Origin of the sequence: Pantoea sp. (assembly GCF_039594315.1) — a bacterium.
Taxonomy (GTDB): domain Bacteria; phylum Pseudomonadota; class Gammaproteobacteria; order Enterobacterales; family Enterobacteriaceae; genus Pantoea.
Map to the genome: position 1 here is coordinate 106781 of NZ_JBCNNP010000005.1, position 19421 is coordinate 126201.

The 19421-nt window shown below is 55.1% G+C and carries 18 protein-coding genes; 6 read left to right on the forward strand and 12 right to left on the reverse strand.

The window, feature by feature from the left end:
* Window positions 1–105: 105 nt before the first annotated feature.
* Entirely contained in the window at window positions 106–1077 is a 972-nt protein-coding gene (locus tag ABDW13_RS05845) for a LysR family transcriptional regulator (RefSeq protein WP_343551513.1), read from the forward strand.
* Between the two features lie 201 nt (window positions 1078–1278).
* Here the strand turns inward: ABDW13_RS05845 and ABDW13_RS05850 are convergent, their stop codons facing one another.
* Together ABDW13_RS05850 and ABDW13_RS05855 are read right to left on the reverse strand one after the other, a co-directional pair.
* The gene (locus ABDW13_RS05850) at window positions 1279–1797 is read right to left on the reverse strand and encodes a GNAT family N-acetyltransferase (protein ID WP_343551514.1); all 519 of its coding nucleotides are present in this window, start codon (window positions 1795–1797) and stop codon (window positions 1279–1281) included.
* Window positions 1794–2357, reverse strand: a complete 564-nt coding sequence (locus ABDW13_RS05855) for an XRE family transcriptional regulator (RefSeq protein WP_343551515.1) — start codon at window positions 2355–2357, stop codon at window positions 1794–1796. Before ABDW13_RS05855 ends, ABDW13_RS05850 begins: the two co-directional genes overlap by 4 nt.
* Before the next feature lie 151 nt (window positions 2358–2508).
* On the opposite strand from ABDW13_RS05855, the gene ABDW13_RS05860 reads away from it, so the two are divergent.
* Entirely contained in the window at window positions 2509–3243 is a 735-nt protein-coding gene (locus ABDW13_RS05860; RefSeq protein ID WP_343551574.1) for a MerR family transcriptional regulator, read from the forward strand.
* Window positions 3244–3413: 170 nt separating this feature from the next.
* On the opposite strand, the gene ABDW13_RS05865 is transcribed toward ABDW13_RS05860, so the two are convergent.
* From ABDW13_RS05865 to ABDW13_RS05880, 4 genes are read right to left on the reverse strand one after another with little or no spacing between them, the layout of a single operon-like run.
* Window positions 3414–4145, reverse strand: coding sequence for an ABC transporter permease (locus ABDW13_RS05865; protein ID WP_343551516.1), 732 nt, complete (start codon window positions 4143–4145; stop codon window positions 3414–3416).
* Window positions 4145–5080 carry an ABC transporter ATP-binding protein gene (locus ABDW13_RS05870; RefSeq protein ID WP_343551517.1) on the reverse strand — a complete coding sequence of 312 codons (936 nt, stop codon included), beginning with the start codon at window positions 5078–5080 and terminating at the stop codon, window positions 4145–4147. Before ABDW13_RS05870 ends, ABDW13_RS05865 begins: the two co-directional genes overlap by 1 nt.
* Window positions 5073–6236 (reverse strand): ABC transporter permease, encoded by a 1164-nt coding sequence (locus ABDW13_RS05875; protein ID WP_343551519.1) that lies wholly within the window; start codon window positions 6234–6236, stop codon window positions 5073–5075. The genes ABDW13_RS05870 and ABDW13_RS05875 overlap by 8 nt, the downstream gene beginning before the upstream one ends.
* 3 nt (window positions 6237–6239) lie before the next feature.
* Window positions 6240–7148: an ABC transporter substrate-binding protein gene (locus ABDW13_RS05880; RefSeq protein WP_343551520.1), complete on the reverse strand. Its 909-nt coding sequence runs from the start codon at window positions 7146–7148 to the stop codon at window positions 6240–6242.
* 217 nt (window positions 7149–7365) lie between these two features.
* Here ABDW13_RS05880 and ABDW13_RS05885 point away from each other — a divergent pair, with 217 nt between their 5' ends.
* From ABDW13_RS05885 to ABDW13_RS05895, 3 genes are all read left to right on the forward strand, one after another.
* Window positions 7366–8832, forward strand: coding sequence for an MFS transporter (locus tag ABDW13_RS05885; RefSeq protein ID WP_343551521.1), 1467 nt, complete (start codon window positions 7366–7368; stop codon window positions 8830–8832).
* Window positions 8833–8949: 117 nt separating this feature from the next.
* On the forward strand, window positions 8950–9681 hold the full coding sequence (locus tag ABDW13_RS05890) for a cytochrome c biogenesis protein CcdA (protein WP_343551522.1): 732 nt from the start codon (window positions 8950–8952) through the stop codon (window positions 9679–9681).
* A 40-nt stretch (window positions 9682–9721) separates the two neighbouring features.
* The gene (locus tag ABDW13_RS05895; protein ID WP_343551523.1) at window positions 9722–10264 is read left to right on the forward strand and encodes a redoxin family protein; all 543 of its coding nucleotides are present in this window, start codon (window positions 9722–9724) and stop codon (window positions 10262–10264) included.
* Between the two features lie 25 nt (window positions 10265–10289).
* Here the strand turns inward: ABDW13_RS05895 and idi are convergent, their stop codons facing one another.
* The 4 genes from idi to ABDW13_RS05915 all read right to left on the reverse strand — a co-directional run bounded on the left by idi (window position 10290) and on the right by ABDW13_RS05915 (window position 14870).
* On the reverse strand, window positions 10290–10823 hold the full coding sequence (gene idi / locus ABDW13_RS05900; protein WP_343551524.1) for an isopentenyl-diphosphate Delta-isomerase: 534 nt from the start codon (window positions 10821–10823) through the stop codon (window positions 10290–10292).
* Window positions 10824–10965: 142 nt separating this feature from the next.
* Complete coding sequence (locus tag ABDW13_RS05905) at window positions 10966–12522, reverse strand: MFS transporter (protein ID WP_343551525.1); 1557 nt, start codon at window positions 12520–12522, stop codon at window positions 10966–10968.
* A 103-nt stretch (window positions 12523–12625) separates the two neighbouring features.
* The gene (locus ABDW13_RS05910) at window positions 12626–13690 is read right to left on the reverse strand and encodes a Gfo/Idh/MocA family oxidoreductase (protein WP_343551526.1); all 1065 of its coding nucleotides are present in this window, start codon (window positions 13688–13690) and stop codon (window positions 12626–12628) included.
* 10 nt (window positions 13691–13700) lie between these two features.
* On the reverse strand, window positions 13701–14870 hold the full coding sequence (locus ABDW13_RS05915) for a Gfo/Idh/MocA family oxidoreductase (RefSeq protein ID WP_343551527.1): 1170 nt from the start codon (window positions 14868–14870) through the stop codon (window positions 13701–13703).
* Between the two features lie 198 nt (window positions 14871–15068).
* Between ABDW13_RS05915 and ABDW13_RS05920 the strand changes: the two genes are divergently transcribed.
* A complete protein-coding gene (locus ABDW13_RS05920; protein WP_343551528.1) occupies window positions 15069–16133 on the forward strand; it encodes a LacI family DNA-binding transcriptional regulator in 1065 nt (354 codons plus the stop codon).
* A 69-nt stretch (window positions 16134–16202) separates the two neighbouring features.
* Here the strand turns inward: ABDW13_RS05920 and ABDW13_RS05925 are convergent, their stop codons facing one another.
* Window positions 16203–18098: a methyl-accepting chemotaxis protein gene (locus tag ABDW13_RS05925; RefSeq protein WP_343551529.1), complete on the reverse strand. Its 1896-nt coding sequence runs from the start codon at window positions 18096–18098 to the stop codon at window positions 16203–16205.
* A 205-nt stretch (window positions 18099–18303) separates the two neighbouring features.
* The gene (locus ABDW13_RS05930) at window positions 18304–19413 is read right to left on the reverse strand and encodes a suppressor of fused domain protein (protein WP_343551530.1); all 1110 of its coding nucleotides are present in this window, start codon (window positions 19411–19413) and stop codon (window positions 18304–18306) included.
* Between the last annotated feature and the right edge of the window lie 8 nt (window positions 19414–19421).

Consider the following 19421-nt stretch of genomic DNA (forward strand, 5'->3'; position numbering starts at 1 on the left):
TGGATGCGTTAATTTAGATAATAAAAAATTATTTTATTGGTAAATAAATCGCATTTCAGGTTCACTGTACTTTCACCGCAATTATTCCGGAGTTGAATAGCAAAAATGGAAAGTAAAGTTTCCCAGTCCGGAAACAATGCAAATAATCGCAGCGATAATGCGGTTCTGGCGCTGAGTAATATCGATTTAAAATTACTGCGAGTATTTAAATGCGTGGTTGAAGCCGGGGGATTAACTGCCGCCAGTCACGAATTAAATATTGGTTTGGCGGCGATCAGTAAACAGGTTTCCGATTTGGAAATTCGTCTCGGCATGACATTATGCAGCCGTGGCCGCGAAGGGTTTGAGCTGACGCAATACGGCATTAACGTCTATCAGGCCACGCTGGAACTGTTCGTATCGCTGAATCTGTTTCGTGAGCGACTGCACAACAGTCGCAACGAGTTGCTGGGCGAGATTGCCATTTGCGTGGTGGATAACACCATTTCCGATCCGCAATCGCCGGTCACCGCCGCGGTGCAACAGCTGCACCAGAAAGCGCCAAAGGTACAAATTCGATTACAAACGGCCCAGTTAGATGATATTGAACGCGGCATTAGCGAAGGCCGTTTTCATTGCGGTGTTGCACCGGTATATGAAATGAAAAGTGATTTCGATTACTTCCCATTATATAAAGAATATTCGAAATTATATTGCTCCATGTCACATCCTTTATATTCTGGCTCAAGTGATAAACATATATCGCTGGAAAAATTACGTGAGCAGAAAATTATTAATCATTTATATGTGACGCCGCGCGACGATCGCCGCATCATTCCGTTGCAGGACAGCGGTGCGCAAGCGGTACAAGTTGAATCGGTTGCCATGTTGATTTTAACCGGCCACTTTATTGGTTATTTACCGGAACATTATGCCGCTGCGTTTATTGCCCGTGGGCAACTGTGCGAATTGGGTGATGAATCGATTCGTCGTGAAAACCCATTTTGCTTGCTGATGAAAAAGGGACGCAAAATAAATCCGATAATCCGGCTGTTTATGCAGGCGCTGGCGATTCCAGAGATTGATGCGGCGCACTGATTTGGTGCGGGCTGAGAATGGTGCTCGCTGTTTTTAGTAGGTGCTCGCTGTCCCTCACCCTAACCCTCTCCCGCAAGCGGGAGAGGGAACTGATCGAGCGTGCTGCTACTTCTGAACTCAGATGTAGCACATCTCCTTCTCCCACTTGTGGGAGAAGGCCGGGATGAGGGACAGCGCGCACCATCCATCAAGCGCGCTCGATCACCCCAACACCTTATACATCACCGTTGTCGCATCCAGCACACCTTCCACTGACTCGGCATACAACGGAATCGAACCGGCTATCTGCCAATCCAGCGACAAATAAAGATCCGTTGCCACATCGCCGCTGCGCGTGTCCAGCACTAGCAAGGTTTTGCCCTGCTGTTGCGCCAGCTGCTCGGCTTGCTGCATCAAACGGCGCGCAATCCCTTGACGTCGCGCGCGCGGCTGCACCAGCAACTTGCTGATCTCGGCGCGATGGCGTCCGTTTGGCATGGCGCTAAACCCGACCATCACCGTTGCCACAATTACGCCCTGCTGATACGCCACCAACAACTGATTATCGCCGCTCGCCAGGCTGTAAATCTTATCCTGCCAGAATCGCTCAATAGCAGCGCGATCGGCAGCATCAATAAAGCCAACGCTGGCACCGTCGGCGACGCAATCCTGTAACACATCACACAACGCCGCTAACAACGGTTGCGCCTGCGTGGCGCTGAGCTGTTCAATTTCGATCATGGTTTGCACACCACTAAAATGTAACGCGCCCCGCCGACCGGATGCGCGGCAAACGCCGATTTGCCGGTAAGATGAAAGCGCAGGCAATCGCCAGCTTGCAGCGTCCAGCGCTGGTTATCCATGCTGATGGTCAGTTCGCCCGATTGCAGCCAAATGTGCTGCTCCAAGCCCTGCACCGGCGGCGCATCGTAATCAATGCGCGCGCCCGGACAAAGCACACCTTCGATCATCTCGGCTCTGAAATGCGTGGCAGGCGGCGAAATGTTTCGGCGCTGAAAACCGCTGGTTTCGTCGTGCCACACCGGCTGCTGCTCGGCTTTTAACAGCAATACCGCCTCTTCTTCCACCTCGCTCAGCAGGCGCGACATGGTCAAACCGTAGGCCACACACAGGCGGTTAAGCAAAGCGGCTGTGGGGCTAGTTTCGGCGCGTTCAATGCGCGACAATGAAGCCCGACTGATGCCGGTCGCCATCGCCAACTCATCCAATGACCAACCGCGTTGTACGCGTAATTCGGCCAGTCGCGCTGCTAAGCGATCGTCAGTATCCAGAGCAGACATTCTAACCTCTCATTTATGGGAAATAAATCTCACATATGAGATAAGACCTTAAATCGAATTCGCGGTCAAGTTGTACAATTAAAAAATCGTTGTACAACCCAAGCGTGACGGTTAAGGTGTTGTTATGCAGGTCAGTATTTTTGAGGACAGTATGGCCTTATACAGTATCGGGGACGTTGCCGAACGCTGTGGCATCAACCCCGTAACGCTTCGCGCATGGCAGCGACGTTATGGTCTGTTAAAGCCCCAGCGTACCGAAGGTGGTCATCGGCAATTTGATGACGAAGATGTTCAGCGCATCGAAGAGATTAAGCGCTGGATAGAGAGCGGTGTGCCGGTAGGCAAAGTAAAAGCGCTGCTGGAAGGCGCAACCGTCAATGTGCACGACGGCTGGACCGCGTTGCAGGAAGAGTTGATGAGCGTGCTGCGTCACGTTCGTCCGGCGAAATTGCGCGCCCAGATTGCCACTATCGGCCGCGAACATCCGGTTGATGCGCTGATCGATCACGTGTTCGTGCCGGTTCGCCAGCGTCTGGGCTTAGATCAGAATACCGCACGTACCATGTGTAGCTTGCTCGACGGCGCGTTGATCGATTACGTGGCATTTTGCCTGACCGGCGCGCGTAAAAAAGCGGGCAAGGATGCGCTGATGATTGGCTGGGCGGTAGAAGATCGCACCCGCATCTGGCTGGAAGCCTGGCGCTTGTCGCAGTTGGGTTGGCGCATGGATGTGTTAGCGGAACCGCTGGATATGCCGCGCCCGGAATTGTTCCCCGGACAAAACCTGTTTATCTGGACCGGTAAAAAGCCGACACGTCGCCAGGTTGAGCAGTTTGAACACTGGCAGGCGCAAGGTTTTGCCATTCATCTGCACGATCCGGCATAAGTAAAAATCGCACACACGGCCTTTGCCTGGCGCAGTGTGCGCGTTATTATGCCGTCCTCAATGTCTTTTCTCAGGTCTGCTTATGAACTGGAATAAACTGCTGGTCGGTTCCCTGTTTGCCGTGATGGCAATTGGCGGGATGGGCGGCATGATGCTGGTCGGTTACAGCCTTATTGTGCATACCAACTAAGTTTGCGCTGCACGCGTTCGAGTAAGCGATCGCATATCAACGCCAGCAGCGCCACCAGCAATGCCCCCTGAATCACGTAAGCGGTGTTAAAGCCGCTCAAACCGATAATCACCGGCGATCCCAAGCTCTCTGCACCAACCGTCGAGGCGATGGTGGCGGTGCCAATGTTGATCATCACCGATGTGCGCACGCCTGCCATAATCACCGGTGCCGCCAGCGCCAACTCAATTTGCCACAAACGCCGCCACGGCCCCATGCCGAGGCCGACCGCGATTTCGCGGTTGCTGGCCGGCACGCTATCCAATCCCGCTAATGTGCCCTGCAAAATCGGTAGCAAACCGTAGATAAACAGCGCCATGACTGCGGGCATCGCACCAAATCCCATCACCGGAACCGCAATCGCCAACACTGCCACCGGCGGAAAAGTTTGCCCTGCCGCCGCAACGGTTTCCAGTAACGGACGAAACGCGCGTCCGGCATGGCGCGTAGCAAACACTGCGCAGCCGACGCCGACAATCAGCGCCAGCGCGCTGCCGCTCACCACCAACGCCAGATGCGCGAGAGCCAATTGCCAGAAACTTTCCTGCTGATACAGCGGGCGTTCCAGTTGCGGAAACCAGTGCGCAAACAGCGGCCCGCTGTGCGGTAAGCCCCATAACAACAGTAAAAACGCCGCCAACAGCCAATACAGCGGATCGCGTAACAGCCGCATCAACTCGCCTCCCGCTGACGCAACAGATCGCTGAAATGCAACACGCCAAGCGGCTGCTGTTGCTGATCGACCACCGGCAATTTATCGGTGCGGCGCGCAATAAATTGCGACAGCGCTTCACGTAATGTCAGATTGGCGGCGATGGGTTCGGCATCCAGCCATTCACCGCGGCGCGCAGCACTGCCCGCGCGCCCCAATGCCAGCAAGCGCACCCCCAATTCGCTGCGACCAAAGAACTCGCGCGCGAAGTCGTTGGCCGGTTGCGTCAGCAGATCAATCGGTTTGCCCTGCTGCACGATTTCACCGCCATCCATCAACACCAGTTGATCAGCGAGGGTTAACGCTTCATCAATGTCATGCGTCACCAGCACCACGGTGCGGCCGGACATTTTCTGGATGCGCAGCATTTCCTGTTGCAGCGCCAGGCGATTGACCGGATCGAGCGCGCCAAAGGGTTCGTCCATTAACAGCAATTCGGGATCGGCCGCCAGCGCACGCGCCACGCCAACACGCTGCTGCTGGCCGCCGGACAACTGATGCGGCATGCGCGTGGCAAGTTGGCTATCGAGATTGAGCAGCGCCAACAGCTCGTCTACCCGTTGCTGAATTTTCGCCTGCGGCCAGCCGAGCAACGACGGCACGGTGGCGATGTTTTTTGCCACGTTCCAGTGCGGGAACAAGCCAATCGACTGAATGGCGTAACCGATACGGCGACGTAACGCGCGCGCATCCATGCGTTCAATCGCTTCACCGGCAAAGCGGATTTCGCCGCTGTCGTGCTCCACCAAGCGGTTAATCATTTTCAAAGTAGTGGATTTGCCCGAACCGGAAGTACCAATCAGCACGGTGAAACTGCCCTTCTCAATCTTCAGCGATAAATTGCGAATCGCTTCTTTTCCGGCAAACGCTTTGCTCACCTGGTGAAATTCAATCATGTTGTCTCTCCAGCAAAGCCGACAGTAAACGCAACAGCGCATCCGCAATCACCGCCAGCGCGACCACCGGAATCACGCCGAGCAGCACCAAATCCAGCGCGCTGCTGAGCAATCCCTGAAATACAATGGCGCCAAAACCTCCGGCACCAATCAAGGCGGCAACCACCGCCAGCCCCACGGTTTGCACCACCACCACGCGCAGCCCGGAAAGCCACACCGGCAGCGCCAGCGGCAGTTCGGCGTGCCAGAATTGCTGCCACGCGCTCATTCCCATTCCACGTGCGGTCTCGCGCAATTCCTGCGGCACCTGCTGTAAACCGGCCACCACGCTACGCACCAGCGGCAACAATGCATACAGCACCAGCGCAATTAACGCCGGTGCGATGCCGATGCCGCTAATCCCCCAACGTCCCAACTGCGGAAAATGCGCCGCCAATCCCGCCAGCGGCGCAATCAACAAGCCAAACAGCGCCACCGACGGCACGGTTTGAATCAGGTTGAGCACGCTGAACGCCGCACTTTGCCAGCGTGGACGCCGGGCAATTGCCAGACCGAGCGGAAAACCAATCAGCAACGTCGGCAGTAACGTGCCACCAAGCAGCAGCAGATGCTGGCTGAACGCCGCATTAAACACCGCCGTGCGGTTGGCATATTCTTTCAGCAGAGAGAGGCGATCGAGGTGACCGCTCAGCAGCAAGATCAGCGGCAGCAGCCAGATTTGCAGATTGAGTAAAATGCGCCACGGCGTGCTGCGGGTGATTTGGCGCACCGCTTCCGCCGCCAACAACAGCGCTAATCCGGCGGCACACCACAAACCGCTACCAAACGCGGTACGCGCCAGCGGGCTGCCATTATTTGCCAGTTCAGTGGCATGTTGCCCTGCCAGCCAAAACAGCAGCGCCAACAGTACTTCTGCACCGCACAACTGCATCCATGCGCTGAGGCGGCGCGTGGGCCACCATAAGGTTTGCCACAGCCATAACAGCGGAATCAGCAACAGCGCGCTGTTCGCAACCTGCCAAAATCCCAACGGTTGGCCAGAGACCAGTCGATTGGCGGCAAAGCTCAACAGCGGCAAGGCAAACAGCGCTAAGGTGATCAACGCAGTTAACACCAGCAGCACCGGCTGCTGGCGTGGTCTGAATAACAACGACACCGTTTACAGCAACTTATTCTGCTGTAACCACTGTTTCGCCACCTGGCTGGCATCCTGACCTTCTACCGCGATTTGCGCGTTCAGCTGTTGCAAGGTTTTCTCATCCAGCTTGCTGAACACCGGCTGCAACCAGTTGCCGATATCAGGATATTGCTTGAGCACGCTGTCACGGATCACCGGCGTTGGCGCATAAATCGGCTGCACACCTTTCGGATCGCTCAAGGTTTGCAGGCCGAGCGCCGCCACCGGGCCATCGGTGCCATACGCCATCGCCGCATTGACGCCAGAAGTTTGCTGCGCCGCCGCTTTGATGGTCACCGCGGTGTCACCACCGGCCAACGACAGCAGCTGCGATTGCTCCAGCTTGAAGCTGTAGGCTTTCTCAAACGCCGGTAACGCATCGCTGCGTTCGATAAATTCCGCCGACGCCGCCAACTTGAAGGTGCCGCCTTTTTTCAGGTAGGCGCTGAGATCGTCGAGCGAGTTGAGGTCGTTTTTCTGCGCCACGTCGCCACGCACCGCAATGGTCCAGGTGTTATTGGCTGGCGCAGGCGTCAGCCATACCAGGTGATTTTTCTCGGCATCGAGCTTTTTCACTTTCTGGTAGCCTTGATCGGCATTTTTCCACGCGCTGTCTTTCTCATCGTTAAAGAAAAACGCACCGTTGCCGGTGTATTCGGGATAGATATCCAGTTCCCCGGCGGTGATCGCGCCGCGCACCACTTGCGTGGTCCCTAGCTGGATTTTGTTGACGGTTTTCACCCCGTGTTTATCCAGCACTTGCAGAATAATATTTCCCAGTAGAGAACCTTCGGTATCAATTTTGGAACCGACCTTCACCGGGTCAGCGGCTTGCGCTGAACCCACGCTGATTGCCAGTGCCACCATCGCCAATAAACCCTGCTTAATCATCGCGCTTTCCTCTGCGTTGTTTTCATTGTGTGACTATCAAGCGTAGCCTGGCGAATCAGGATGGGCGCGGTCAAGCCACTTACTTCGTGCTTTTTTTGCTATCGAAATCGCATCGGTTATAACCAAATCGCAGCACTTATAACCAGATTGAATTTTTAATGCCGCTGCGCTGGCTTATGCTCGCAGTCCCACTCTTTACAAAAATAAACATAACATCATGACAGACATTGCTTCTCCGGCGCACGTGGCGCAGGCAGGGAATAGACCCACCGGTGAGACGAAATGGATCCGCAGCGCATCCGACGTTTCAAGCCTGGTTAATAACAGCGACGAATCGCGCAGCAACGCGCGCATCGTCATCGCTATCGCGCTGGGCGGCGTGTTTCTCGACGCCTACGATCTTGGCGCACTGGCGTTTGGTATCAAAGATGTGACGCGCGAGTTCCAACTCACGCCCGCCGGTACCGGGATGGTGGCTTCGGCGATTACCTTTGGCGCGATTGTTGGTGCGCTGATTGGCGGTTATCTCACCGACAAAATAGGTCGCTATCGCGTCTTCATGGCCGACATGTTCTTCTTTGTGGTAGCAGCGCTGGCCTGTGCGTTTGCGCCCAACGAGTATGTGCTGGCAGGCGCGCGCTTTGTAATGGGACTTGGCGTCGGCATTGATTTGCCGGTGGCGATGGCGTTCCTCGCCGAATTCTCAAAACTGCGCGGGCAAGGTAACAAGGCGGCCAGCGTGGCGATGTGGTGCCCAACGTGGTACGCGGCGATCAGCATCTCCTATCTGCTGGTACTGTTGTTGTACGCGGTATTGCCGGAAACCCATACCGATTGGCTGTGGCGTTTGATTCTCGGCTTTGGCGCGGTGCCCGCGCTGCTGATCATCGCGATTCGTAGCCGTTACATGAGCGAATCGCCGATCTGGGCGGCCAATCAAGGCAATCTGACCGCTGCGGCAGAGATTCTGCGCAACTCTTATAACATCAATGCCCAGGTGGCGGATGACGCCGATCTCACGCCACAAAAAGCGGTGCGTAAAGCCAGTTGGCGTAACTACGGTGCGCTGCTGCAAGGGGTTTATCGCCGCCGTACCCTTCTGGCGACGGTGACCTCCATCGCCTCGGCATTTGCCTATAACGCGGTGGCGTTTGGCCTGCCGGTGATTATTTCCAGCTTCTTTGCCCAATCGATGCTGACCACCATTTTGGTGTCGCTGGCGCTGAATCTGCTGTTCGCGTTTGTCGGTGGCTTGCTGGCAGTGCGTTTGGTGCCGCGTCTTGGCGCGTGGAAGATGTCGGTGACCGGTTATGCCTGCCAGTGCGTGGCGCTGCTGGGACTGGCGCTGATTGGTCGTCCTGAAGGTGGCGAACAAGCGGCAATCGCGATTGCCATGCTAGCGCTGTTCCTGTTCGGCCAGGGCTTTGGTCCGGGTTCACACACCATGACATTTGCCTCGCTCAGCTATCCGGCTTCACTGCGCGGCGTGGGCGTCGGCTTCAACCAAACGCTGATGCGCGGCAGTTCTACCGTGTCGCTGTTCGCTTTCCCGCTGTTAGTCGCAGCGTTTGGCACCGGCGTGTTCTGGGTGATTTTTCTCGCGCCATTAATCGGTTTGCTGGCGCTGCTGGCGATTCGCTGGGAGCCGTCGGGTTACGACGTGGATGCAGAAGATTTTCAGTAATGCCACGGGCGCAACCTGCTGCGCCCGACATTGAGGCATAACAAAATAGTAATAAAGGCGTGAGGATCTTGCGAACATCGCGCCTGTAAGGTGTCTCTCCAGAGAGGGAGATACCGTATGTTTTTACCGTTTTTAGCTTTTATCGCTGGCATGTTAACGCTGCTCAGCCCGTGTATTTTGCCGGTGCTGCCGTTTCTGTTTGCCGGCAACCATTCCAACGCTTCGCGTCATACCTTCGCCATGCTGATTGGCATGATGCTGACGTTTGCCGTTATCGCTTCACTCGCCGCCGTTGCAGGTGAATGGGTGATTGAGGCCAATGATTATGGCCGTCACCTCGCCCTGATTTTCTTTGCCCTATTTGGCGCCATGCTGCTTTTTCCCGCCCTCGCGACGCGCCTGACCGCGCCGTTAGTGGCGCTGGGCAATCACCTATCCGCTTGTGCCAATCGCCATCCGCCAGGCTGGGCGGGCCACATGCTGCTGGGCGTTGCAACCGGTTTACTTTGGACCCCGTGTGCAGGCCCCATTCTGGGACTGATTCTGACCACCGCCGCCACTAAAGGCATCAGTCTCACCACCTCACTGTTGCTGGTTGCCTATGCCGCGGGTGCGGCGTGCGCCTTGCTGCTGGTGCTGCGTACCGGCGATCGTTTAATGCGTGCCGTCAAACGTCGCATGGGGGCCAGCGAGTGGTTAAAACGCCTGTTGGGTGCGCTGATGTTATTGGGTGTTGCTGCCATTGCCAGCGGTGCGGATGTCGAGTTGCTTGCCAGCATCACCGCCTCGCTGAATCAGGATATCGAGCATTCACTGCTGCAATTATTTTCTTCATCTGGCGCGCATTAAGCGCAGTATCACATCCATCAATCAATAGGGAATCAACCTCATGAAAGGACATATTTACCGTTACCAACCTTGGTCGCTATTGCTCTCGACATTAGCACTGACACTGTTGCTGTTTGGCAACGTCGCGCGCGCTGCCGATAAGCCGCTGCCTTCGCTTGCCGGTGCCACCAAATGGTTAAACTCGCCAGAACTCACGCCGGAAAATCTCATGGGTAAAGTGGTGTTGGTGAATTTCTGGACTTACGGCTGCATAAACTGTCAGCGCGCGCTGCCTTACGTGAAAAGTTGGGATGAGAAGTATCGCGATAAAGGTTTAGTGGTGATTGGCATTCACTCGCCAGAATTCGCTTATGAGCGCAAAGAGAGCAATGTACTGAAAGCAATCAAACGCCTAGGCATCAACTATCCGGTAGTGACCGACAATGATTTCACGCTTTGGGAACGTTTCGATAACCAATACTGGCCAACACGTTATCTAGCCGACGCCGAAGGAAATGTGCGCTATGAACATATTGGTGAAGGCGATTACGACGGAACGGAGAAAGCCATTCAGCAACTGCTGCGCGAAGCTAAGGCAGGTTAATAGCCAATGGCCTGAGGTTTACACCTCAGGCCGTTAAACGGAAATCGCCCAGCGTGGTAGGAATGCGCGGGAAGGTGTGCAGGAACCACGGCGTAAACTGTTGCGGTTGATCCTGCATTTCCTGCTGAATCTGCGCAATCGAGCGATAGCACCAGGCATCCGCCTCTTCCGGATTGAGTTCCGGCTGCACATCGCTGATGGCAAAGAACACGTGACCGTATTCATGCTCGGTTAAACCATTGCTGAGCGGCAAGTTGTAGCTCAACTCAAACACCGGTGTCAGCGCGAGGTTCATGCCCATCTCTTCACGCAAGCGGCGTTCGGCGGCATCACGCGTGGATTCCTGCGGATACGGATGGCCGCAGCAGGTATTACTCCACAAACCGCCGCAATGGTATTTACCGTTCGCACGGCGTTGCAACAACACTTCATGTCGTGAATTAAACACGTAAACCGTCACTGCACGATGCAGCAATCCTTTCTCATGCACTTCCAGCTTTTCCATTTTGCCGGTGGGACGATCGAGGTGGTCGACGAGGATAACTTCAATAGCGGACATGACAACTCCTTCGGAAAATTCGCAGCTATTGTACACAACCTCCGGCGCGTTAATGGAGGAAATCGCGCACATTCCGTGCGCTGTGGTGGTCATATAAAGCGTAGCAGGCTGCGAATTATTCAGCGTAAAACAGCGTAAAGCGTCACTCTTTTAGATTGAGCTGCGGTTTCGCCTTAACGGGTACGGGATTTTTTTCACTTGCTGCGCCCCATACTGCATCGTAGTCATAACCGGTAAGATCTTTGATCACCGTGCGCGTTTCAGCATCGCAGCGCGCAGCTGAACCACCGAGTTTGCGTCGGGCCACCTCTTTGATCAGGATTTTATGGCTACGCTGCGTTAGTTTGAATTTAAATGTCAGCCAAAAACTCACTGCTAACATCGCGCTGGCGACAAAGACCATCAGCCCGACAATCGCATGGATCGCGCTCTCCGGCTGCGCGCCGTTGCCTTTCACAAAACCGCTCTCCTGCAACACCACGCCGATAATAAAGATGGCAATCGCCACCGAGCTTTTGCGCGTTAACACCATCACGCCGGCAAAAATCCCTTCACGCCGTTTACAGGTGACCATTTCATCAATATCGGGAATAAAGCTGTAGATGTTCCACGGAATATAATACAGCCCGGCGCGGGCGATACCGAGAAACAGGAATATTGCGCCAAATAATAACGTTGGCACCTGCCATTGTTGCAGATAGACCACAAACAGGAAAAACAGCACCACGATAATACTGGCATAGGAATAACGCAGCGCGCTGGATGGCGTGACATTAAAGCGGCCCAGCAGCATCATAAACAGGAATGTACCGGGAATGGACATAAACATCATATTGCTGAGCAATAATGAAACCAGCGACGCATCCTGTTTTAAGGCATAAATAATAAAGTAGGTAAACACCGCCATAAACACATCACTGGCGGTAAACGAAAAGATATAAATCAATAGATGCTGGCGAAAGGCTTTAATGCGGAACGATGACACCAAATCCATAAAGAAATATTTGAAGTGACTGATCATGCCGCCTTGTCGCGCAGACGTTAACGCCGGATCAGCTTCGGGTTGAATATCTTTGGCTTCCCAGGTTGTCAGCCAGGTAATAAATACCGCTACGCAGTAAATCAGCGAAAAGATCACGCCGGTCAGCGTATAGGTAATGGCGTTGTCTTTGCCGGTGAATTGCATGATGATGCCGGGCACCGATACGGCAAGAAAGCTGCCCAGCGAAGAGAACATCATGCGCACGCCAGAAAGCCGCGTGCGCTCACTGAAACGGTTGGTCATCTCTGACGATAACGTTTCCCACGGCACCAGCACCATCGCCGACAACAATTCAATGGTCAGATAGGTGCCAAGATAATACCAATAACCCATATCGGTCACCCACAATGCGCCATACAGCAGCATCAGCGGTGACGACAATAATAAGAAGAAGCGGCGACGGCCAAATTTACGCCCCAGCCAGGTTTGGCCGAAATTATCGGTGATGTAACCCATAATCGGGCTTAATATGGCGTCGATCACTCTGGCAATGGCAAATATCGAACCGGCTTCAAATACCGATAAGCCACAATAGGTGGTATAGAAAAATAGCAGCCAGGTGCCAATAACGGCAAAGGCGCCGCCACCAAATAGATCGGTTATGCCGTAGCCAATAGCGACGCCATAACCTACGCGACGTTCTGTAGGTTTAACCATTGATCCGATTCCTGTTCTGGTAGGGTAATATAACGGCAAGACATAAAAGTCTTGCCGCCGCTGTTATAGACAGAATTGGAAATCACGTTATTTATGAGTATTACTATTGCGCATTCGCCAGCATTTGCGCTTTCACGCACAATTCTGCGGCTTTAAATGCATGTTCCTGCGTCATGGCATGTTCAGTACGATGCAGACAATCCTTAATTAATTGCCCAAAGAACGGGAATCCCACCTGCCCATTAACCGCATAGCGGAATTCGCCGTCGTTATTCACCAAATACACCACATCCTGTTGGTTATGGGTTAAATCGGCATATTTGCGAATCTCGATATAACCGTCAGTGCCGAGCAACGTCATGCGTCCATCACCCCAGGTGGATAAGCCATCGGGCGTGAACCAGTCGCAGCGGAAATAGCCGGTTGCACCGTTTTCGCCTGCCAGCATCGCATCACCGAAATCCTCAAACTGCGGATAGTGCGGATGGCGGAAGTTGCGCACCTGGCTGGCGACCACGCGCGCGTCGCTATTGCCGGTGTAAAACAGGAACTGTTCGATTTGATGGCTGCCGATGTCGCACAAAATGCCGCCGAAATAGCGACGTTGATAGAACCAATCCGGACGTCCGGTGCCTTCGCGGTGCGGGCCGGTGCCAAGGGTTTGCACCACTTGCCCAATCGCGCCCTGCTCCACCAGTTGCCCGGCAAATACCGCGCTTTCAACATGCAGGCGCTCGCTGTAATACACCGCATATTTACGCCCGGTTTTAGCGCACATCACTTTGGCTGCATCAAGCTGATCCAGCGTGGTAAGCGGCGCTTTGTCGGTGAAATAGTCTTTACCCGCCGCCATCACTTTAAGCCCCAAGGCACAGCGTTCCGATGGGATCGCCGCACCCGCCACCAGCTGCACTTCGCAATCCGCCAGAATGGTTTCCAGCGAATCGGCAATTTGCACCTGCGGGAATTGTTGGGCGAATTTATCCACCTTGGCGGGATCCGCATCATAAACCCATTTCAGCGTGGCACCGGCTTCAGTTAAACCATTGCACATGCCGTAAATATGACCGTGATCGAGACACGCGGCGGCAATGATAAATTCGCCGGGCTGCACCACCGGCTGCGGCTTGCCTTTCGGCGCGTAATTCATTCCATCTTGCTTGTTCATGGCGGCGTCCTCACGCAAGTTTTTTGCCCAACGGGATGTCGTCAACATCGGAGAAATTCGCCACCGATGCCTGTTTTTCATAGAAGTGCGGTGCCTGCGTCAGCAATCCGCCGGTGCGATAAAACGCATCGTCGCGCGCCAGCGGCAGTGCAACGGCATTTTTGGTAATCGCGGATTTGTAGATGGCGGTGATCAATTCCAGCGAGCGCTTGCCCTGCTCGCCATCAATCAACGGCGCGCGTTGCTGCTCGATAGCGGAGAAGAAATCATCGACCTGTCCGGCGTGCAGCGTCCATTTCAAAGCGGGAACGTTTTGATAGAACTCACTGATACTATTTTCCAGCGCCACATCGTTCTCCGGCACAGGAAAACCGTTTTCTGCCGCCTGATTTGCCACAGTTAGCCACGGTGCAGAGATGCGTGCTTTCTCCCCTTGCAGCACCATCTTTTGGTCTTCGCCATGATGCACCACCGAAGCGGTCAACTGCGCCAGCGTGCCGTTGGCATAACGGAAGATGGCGGCGCTGAGATCCTCCACTTCAGCGTTGTCGTGCGCTACGTTACTGATCATGGCGATCACTTCACTCGGCGCGCCGAGCATCCATTGCATCGCATCAATGTGATGCACCGCATGATTCAGCGTGCAGCCACCGCCCTCTTTCTCCCAGGTGCCGCGCCACCACAAATCGTAATAGGCGTGTCCGCGCCACCAAAACGAGTCGATTTGCGCATGGCAAATTTTGCCCGCCAGCTCAGAATCCACCGTGGCTTTTAAACGCCAAAACGCATCGGTAAAACGATTCTGTGCCACCACCGACAGAATTTTGCCGCTCGCTTGCTGGGCGGCAATCATCGCATCGCACTCTTCCAGCGAGGCGGCCATGGGTTTCTCGCACAGCACATGTTTGCCCGCCTGCAACGCCGCAATGGTGTTTTCCGCATGCACATAGGGCGGCGTGCACACATCGACCACATCAATGTCCGCGCCATCGGCCAGCATCGCGTGGTGATCGCGGTAAACACGCACATCCTGCAAGCCGTAACGCTGTAATTTCTCGCGCGCTTTTTCCGGATAGACATCCACCACCGCGACAATTTTGCCGCGTTCAGGAAACTGCAAAAACGCCTGGATATGCGCGTTAGCAATATTGCCCATGCCAACAATTGCGATTTTCAACATGCCGATTCTCCGTGATTAACAAGGTCTGCTGATTTGCCTAGAGCGAACATAAAAAAGCGCGGGGAAGCGGACAAACTGTTTTTGTGAGAATGCTTGCAGAGTCGGTGGCTGGTTGTGAATGGAATGTAAAATGGCATTACTATCAATGCACTGCGTCTGCAAATTTTTGCAGAGACTGTTTGGGATGGGGATCACATTATGGCTGGCAAGCTCAGAATGGACGAAATTTCATCACTGACTGGCTACTCGGTTAGCACCGTTTCACGGGTGTTAAGTGGCAAATCGTACACCAGTGAAAAAGCCCGTGACGCGATTGTTGCCTGCGCGCGCCGCCTCGGCGTGCTTCATGAGATGAACAGCGGACGATTGCTGATTAACAGCATTGTGGTGTTTGCCCCTGCTCGCACTTTTGCGCCACGCGGCGACCATTTTTATCTTGAAGTGACGCGCGGTGTGGCTGAAGCCTGTGCGCCGCATGATGTGCATCTCAGTTATTGTCCGCTGGAAGAGCAGCGCGCCGATGTGAAGCTGTTCCTGGAGAAAGCCAGCGCCAGCAGCGTCAGCGCGATCATCATTATCGGCACCGATGATCGCACCATCTTCAAGCTGGCGGCCTCGCTGAATAAGCCCTGCGTATTGATCAATTCGCACGATAAAGACATGAAGCTGGACGCGGTGTCGCCGGATCATCGCGCGATTGGCTTTAGCGCCATGCAACATCTTTTCGAGCAAGGCCACCGGCGCATTTTGACCGTGACCTGCCTGCGACGCGAAACGCTGTTTCTGCGCCTTGAAGGGATTAAAGATGCCTATCGTCACTTCCATGTGCCGTTTGATGCACAGCACGATCTGATCGTGCTCGAAGCCTATTCGGCGCGTGAAACCGAACAGGCGCTCAATCGCTGGTTGGATGCCCATCCCAAAGAAGCGTGGCCGGATGTGATTCTGCCCGGTGGCAAAGGGATTATTACCGGCGTGCAACAGGTGTTACAGGCACGCGGCTTGCGCACGCCCGACGATATTTCGGTGATGACGATAGATTTAGCCAGTCGTTTAGAGAATACGCCGGAAGCACCGATCACCGGTTTTGTGGTGCCGTGCCGTGAGTTGGGATTTGAAGCGGTGCAGTTGATCCAGAATCGGCTGAATCGTCCGCAGTCGCCGATTTATAATTTGCTGTTGCAGGGGAAATTGGTGGATTGCGGCACCGTGGCCAACGCCACACGCCATGCCGCACGCGAAGAGATTCGTAATCAGTTTTGATGGTGGTCGCCAAAAATGGCGACCTTACGCGGGATTGGTGTAGGGTCGCCATTTTTGGCGACCGCAACATTACAACTTGAAGCTATGCACCACCTGCTCCAGTTGCACGCTTTGTTGCTGCATCGACTGCGCGGCGGCGGAAACCTGCTCTACCAGCGCGGCGTTCTGCTGCGTGCTGCCATCCAGTTGGGTGATCGCCACGTTGACCTGATCGATGCCCAAACTCTGCTCGCGGCTGGCCGACATGATCTCGCTCATCAAGGTGGTTACGCTGCTGACGCCTTGCATCAGTTCATCCATGGTTTGCCCGGCTTGCTCGACCAAATCACTGCCGGTATCGATGTTTGCTACCGATTCCTCAATCAGCTTTTTGATTTCACGCGCCGAATTGGCTGAACGCTGCGCCAGATTGCGCACCTCCGATGCTACCACCGCAAAGCCGCGGCCCTGCTCACCGGCACGCGCCGCTTCAACGGCGGCGTTAAGCGCCAGAATGTTGGTCTGGAAGGCGATGCTGTCGATCACGCTGATGATATCCACCACTTTGCGCGACGAGTGATTGATCGCGCCCATGGTGCTGACCACCTGACGCACCACTTCCGATCCGCGCGCGGCGACTTGCGAAGCGCCATCCGCCAGTTGATTGGCGTGGGTAGCGTTGTCGGCGTTTTGGCGTACCGTGCCGGTCAGCTGCTCCATTGAGGCGGCGGTTTCGACAATCGAACTGGCTTGCGATTCGGTGCGTGCCGAGAGATCGGCGTTGCCGCTGGCAATTTCACGCGAGGCTGCGGTGATCGCCAAAGCGCTGTCGCCGACCTGACGCATCAAGCCTTGCAGATAGGCAATAAACTGGTTGAAGCTCTGCGCTACCGCGTTGAATTCCGGGCTGTTGCTGGCCGGTAAACGTTGGGTCAGATCGGCACCGCCGGTCGACAGGGCTTCAATGTTGCGATGCAGCGAAGCGAGGCGTTTCATCATTGCGCGCACAAAGCCGAGCAGCACCAACAGCAGGATCGCCGCCAGCGGAATCTGCACCAGGCCTAGACGCGTCAACATGCTGTGCGTTTGCGCATCCAGCAAGCTCGACGGCACATCGCTGGCGAGATACCACGGGCTACCGGCAATCGCTTGCAGGAATAGCGTGTGTTCGCCATCTTCGCCGCTAAAAGTGGTTTGTGTCGGCTGGCTGCCGGCTTGGGCTAATAAGCCTTTCAGCGCAGAGGCCATTGGCAATTGGGTATCAGCGAGATTTTCCAGCTTCGGCGCGCCATCCACCAGCGCGGCGTTGCCGACCACTTTGCCATCGGCTTCAACGATCAGCACGCGGCCTTTGATCGCGTCGCCCATCTGTTTGGCCAGTTGGTTGAAGAAGCCGAGCGTCACGTCGATAGTCGCTACGCCCCACGCCGTGCCATTGCGATAGATCGCCATGGCGCAGTTGGTACGCGGCTGCGGACTGGCGGCATCCTGATAGGCTTTCGCCCACGCACATTGGCCTTTTGGCGCGCTCAAACCGTCTTTGTACCAGGGTTGCTCCCAGTATTTATCGGCGGCATCAGAGTTCCAGTAGGTGTTGACCTGCAACTGGTTGCTGGCGTTACGCGCGAAGAATGAGCTGTCTTTCTCTTTGGCCGGATCGCGACGATTGGGTAACGGCCAGATGCCGCCGCCGAATACGTTGCTGTCCTGATATTGGTTCACTAACGCGGGCAGCAAAGTATCGATGGCGGCGCTGTCCATCACACCTGCCGCTTCAGTGATAGCACGCTGCTGCGCCTGTACGCGGTTCATCTGCTCCACGATGCGTCCGGCGAGGCCATCCACTTCATAGCGCACTAAACGGCTCTCATTTTGCGTCAGTTGTGGTGCCACAAACTGGTTGATCACCAGCACGGTAATCAGCATCAGCCCAACAAAAAAAGCGACTAAGGTCGCGGTAAAACGTGATTGCGTTGTTTTAAGCATTAGTGTGCCCTTACCCTGGTTGGCGAGTTGCCTGATCGAGGTTAACGGCGTGTTAAAGGGGAACTTGAGGTGAGCGCGATCACAAAGCAGTGAAATAGTTGATTTGGGTGATAATTAATTTTGGAATCGGTATGAGGGATGCCAGGTTGCCATTAATGGCAACCCTACAAAACCGTAGGGTCGGCATTATTGCCGACCTGAACTGTTAGGCCGGAGGTTCGACCACTTCCTGGCGCGGGCGGAACACGTGGTTATTGCCGTCGGCCTGCAAACGTTGCAACAACTGCTGGCCGCCGCGATCGTCGGCTTGCGCGAACTGGCGTTCGGCTTCGGTGATCGGCGTTGACCACAGCAAATTCACCCGATCGCCTTCGCGTTTTGGTAGGCGGAACTGAGAGGATTCTGGCGCTAAGCCATTGGCGATCAGGAAGCTTTCAAAGCCGACCGGCGCCACTTCAGAGGCCAATGTGTGCCCTTCGCCAATCCATGTCAGGCGCGCCCACGGCAGATGCGCAAACTCCGCCAGCGCGCTGGCCATCTGCACGGCGTTGGCTTCGGTCATCACTTCGCCATCCACCGCCATCGCCAACTCAACACGACGATATTGCGGGGCCAGTTCATCAAACAGATGATCCACTTGCGGCATCGGCCGGATGCTCATGCCGAGCGTGAGAAAAACCCAAACGCCGTTGTGCAAGTGCTGTGAAATCGCCATCGGCGGCCAGTTGCCCTGATCGATGGAGTAATATTTCACCGATTCACCGAACTGCGCCTGATAACACTGCATCAGCTCGCGCTGCACCACATCCCACAAATGGCCATCGTGCCAGTCACGCCAAAAATGGCGCTGCTGTTCCGCGCGGGCGTAATAATCGTTGGTTGATGCCGAGCCGAGCGGCGCGGTGAGACGATTTTCTTTGATGCAGGCGGCAGAGAAACTCACCTGCTTGTCCTGATACAAACTCCAGCCGGGGATCACCGCCAACAGTTGGCCGTAATACCACAGCGCGGCGCCATCGTCGCTCGGCTCCCACAGCACCTGCAAGCCCGCCGGATCGAGCATCGGCTCAGCTTCCAGCGTGCGGCAAAATTCAGCGCTTAACAGCGGCGCAATGCCCTGCTCCATCGCTTCACGATCTTCCCTGGCGGGCGCTGGCAGCAGATTGCGTAACCAGCAGCCGCGCACCGCATATTGGCTGCGAAACAAATCATTCGGCCAGATGTAAAAATAGGCCGTACGCGCATCCTGCTCGACGATGGCGGTCAATGTGTTTTGCTGATTCGGCACCTCAGCAATCAGAGGTTGGTGGGTCATAACGCCTC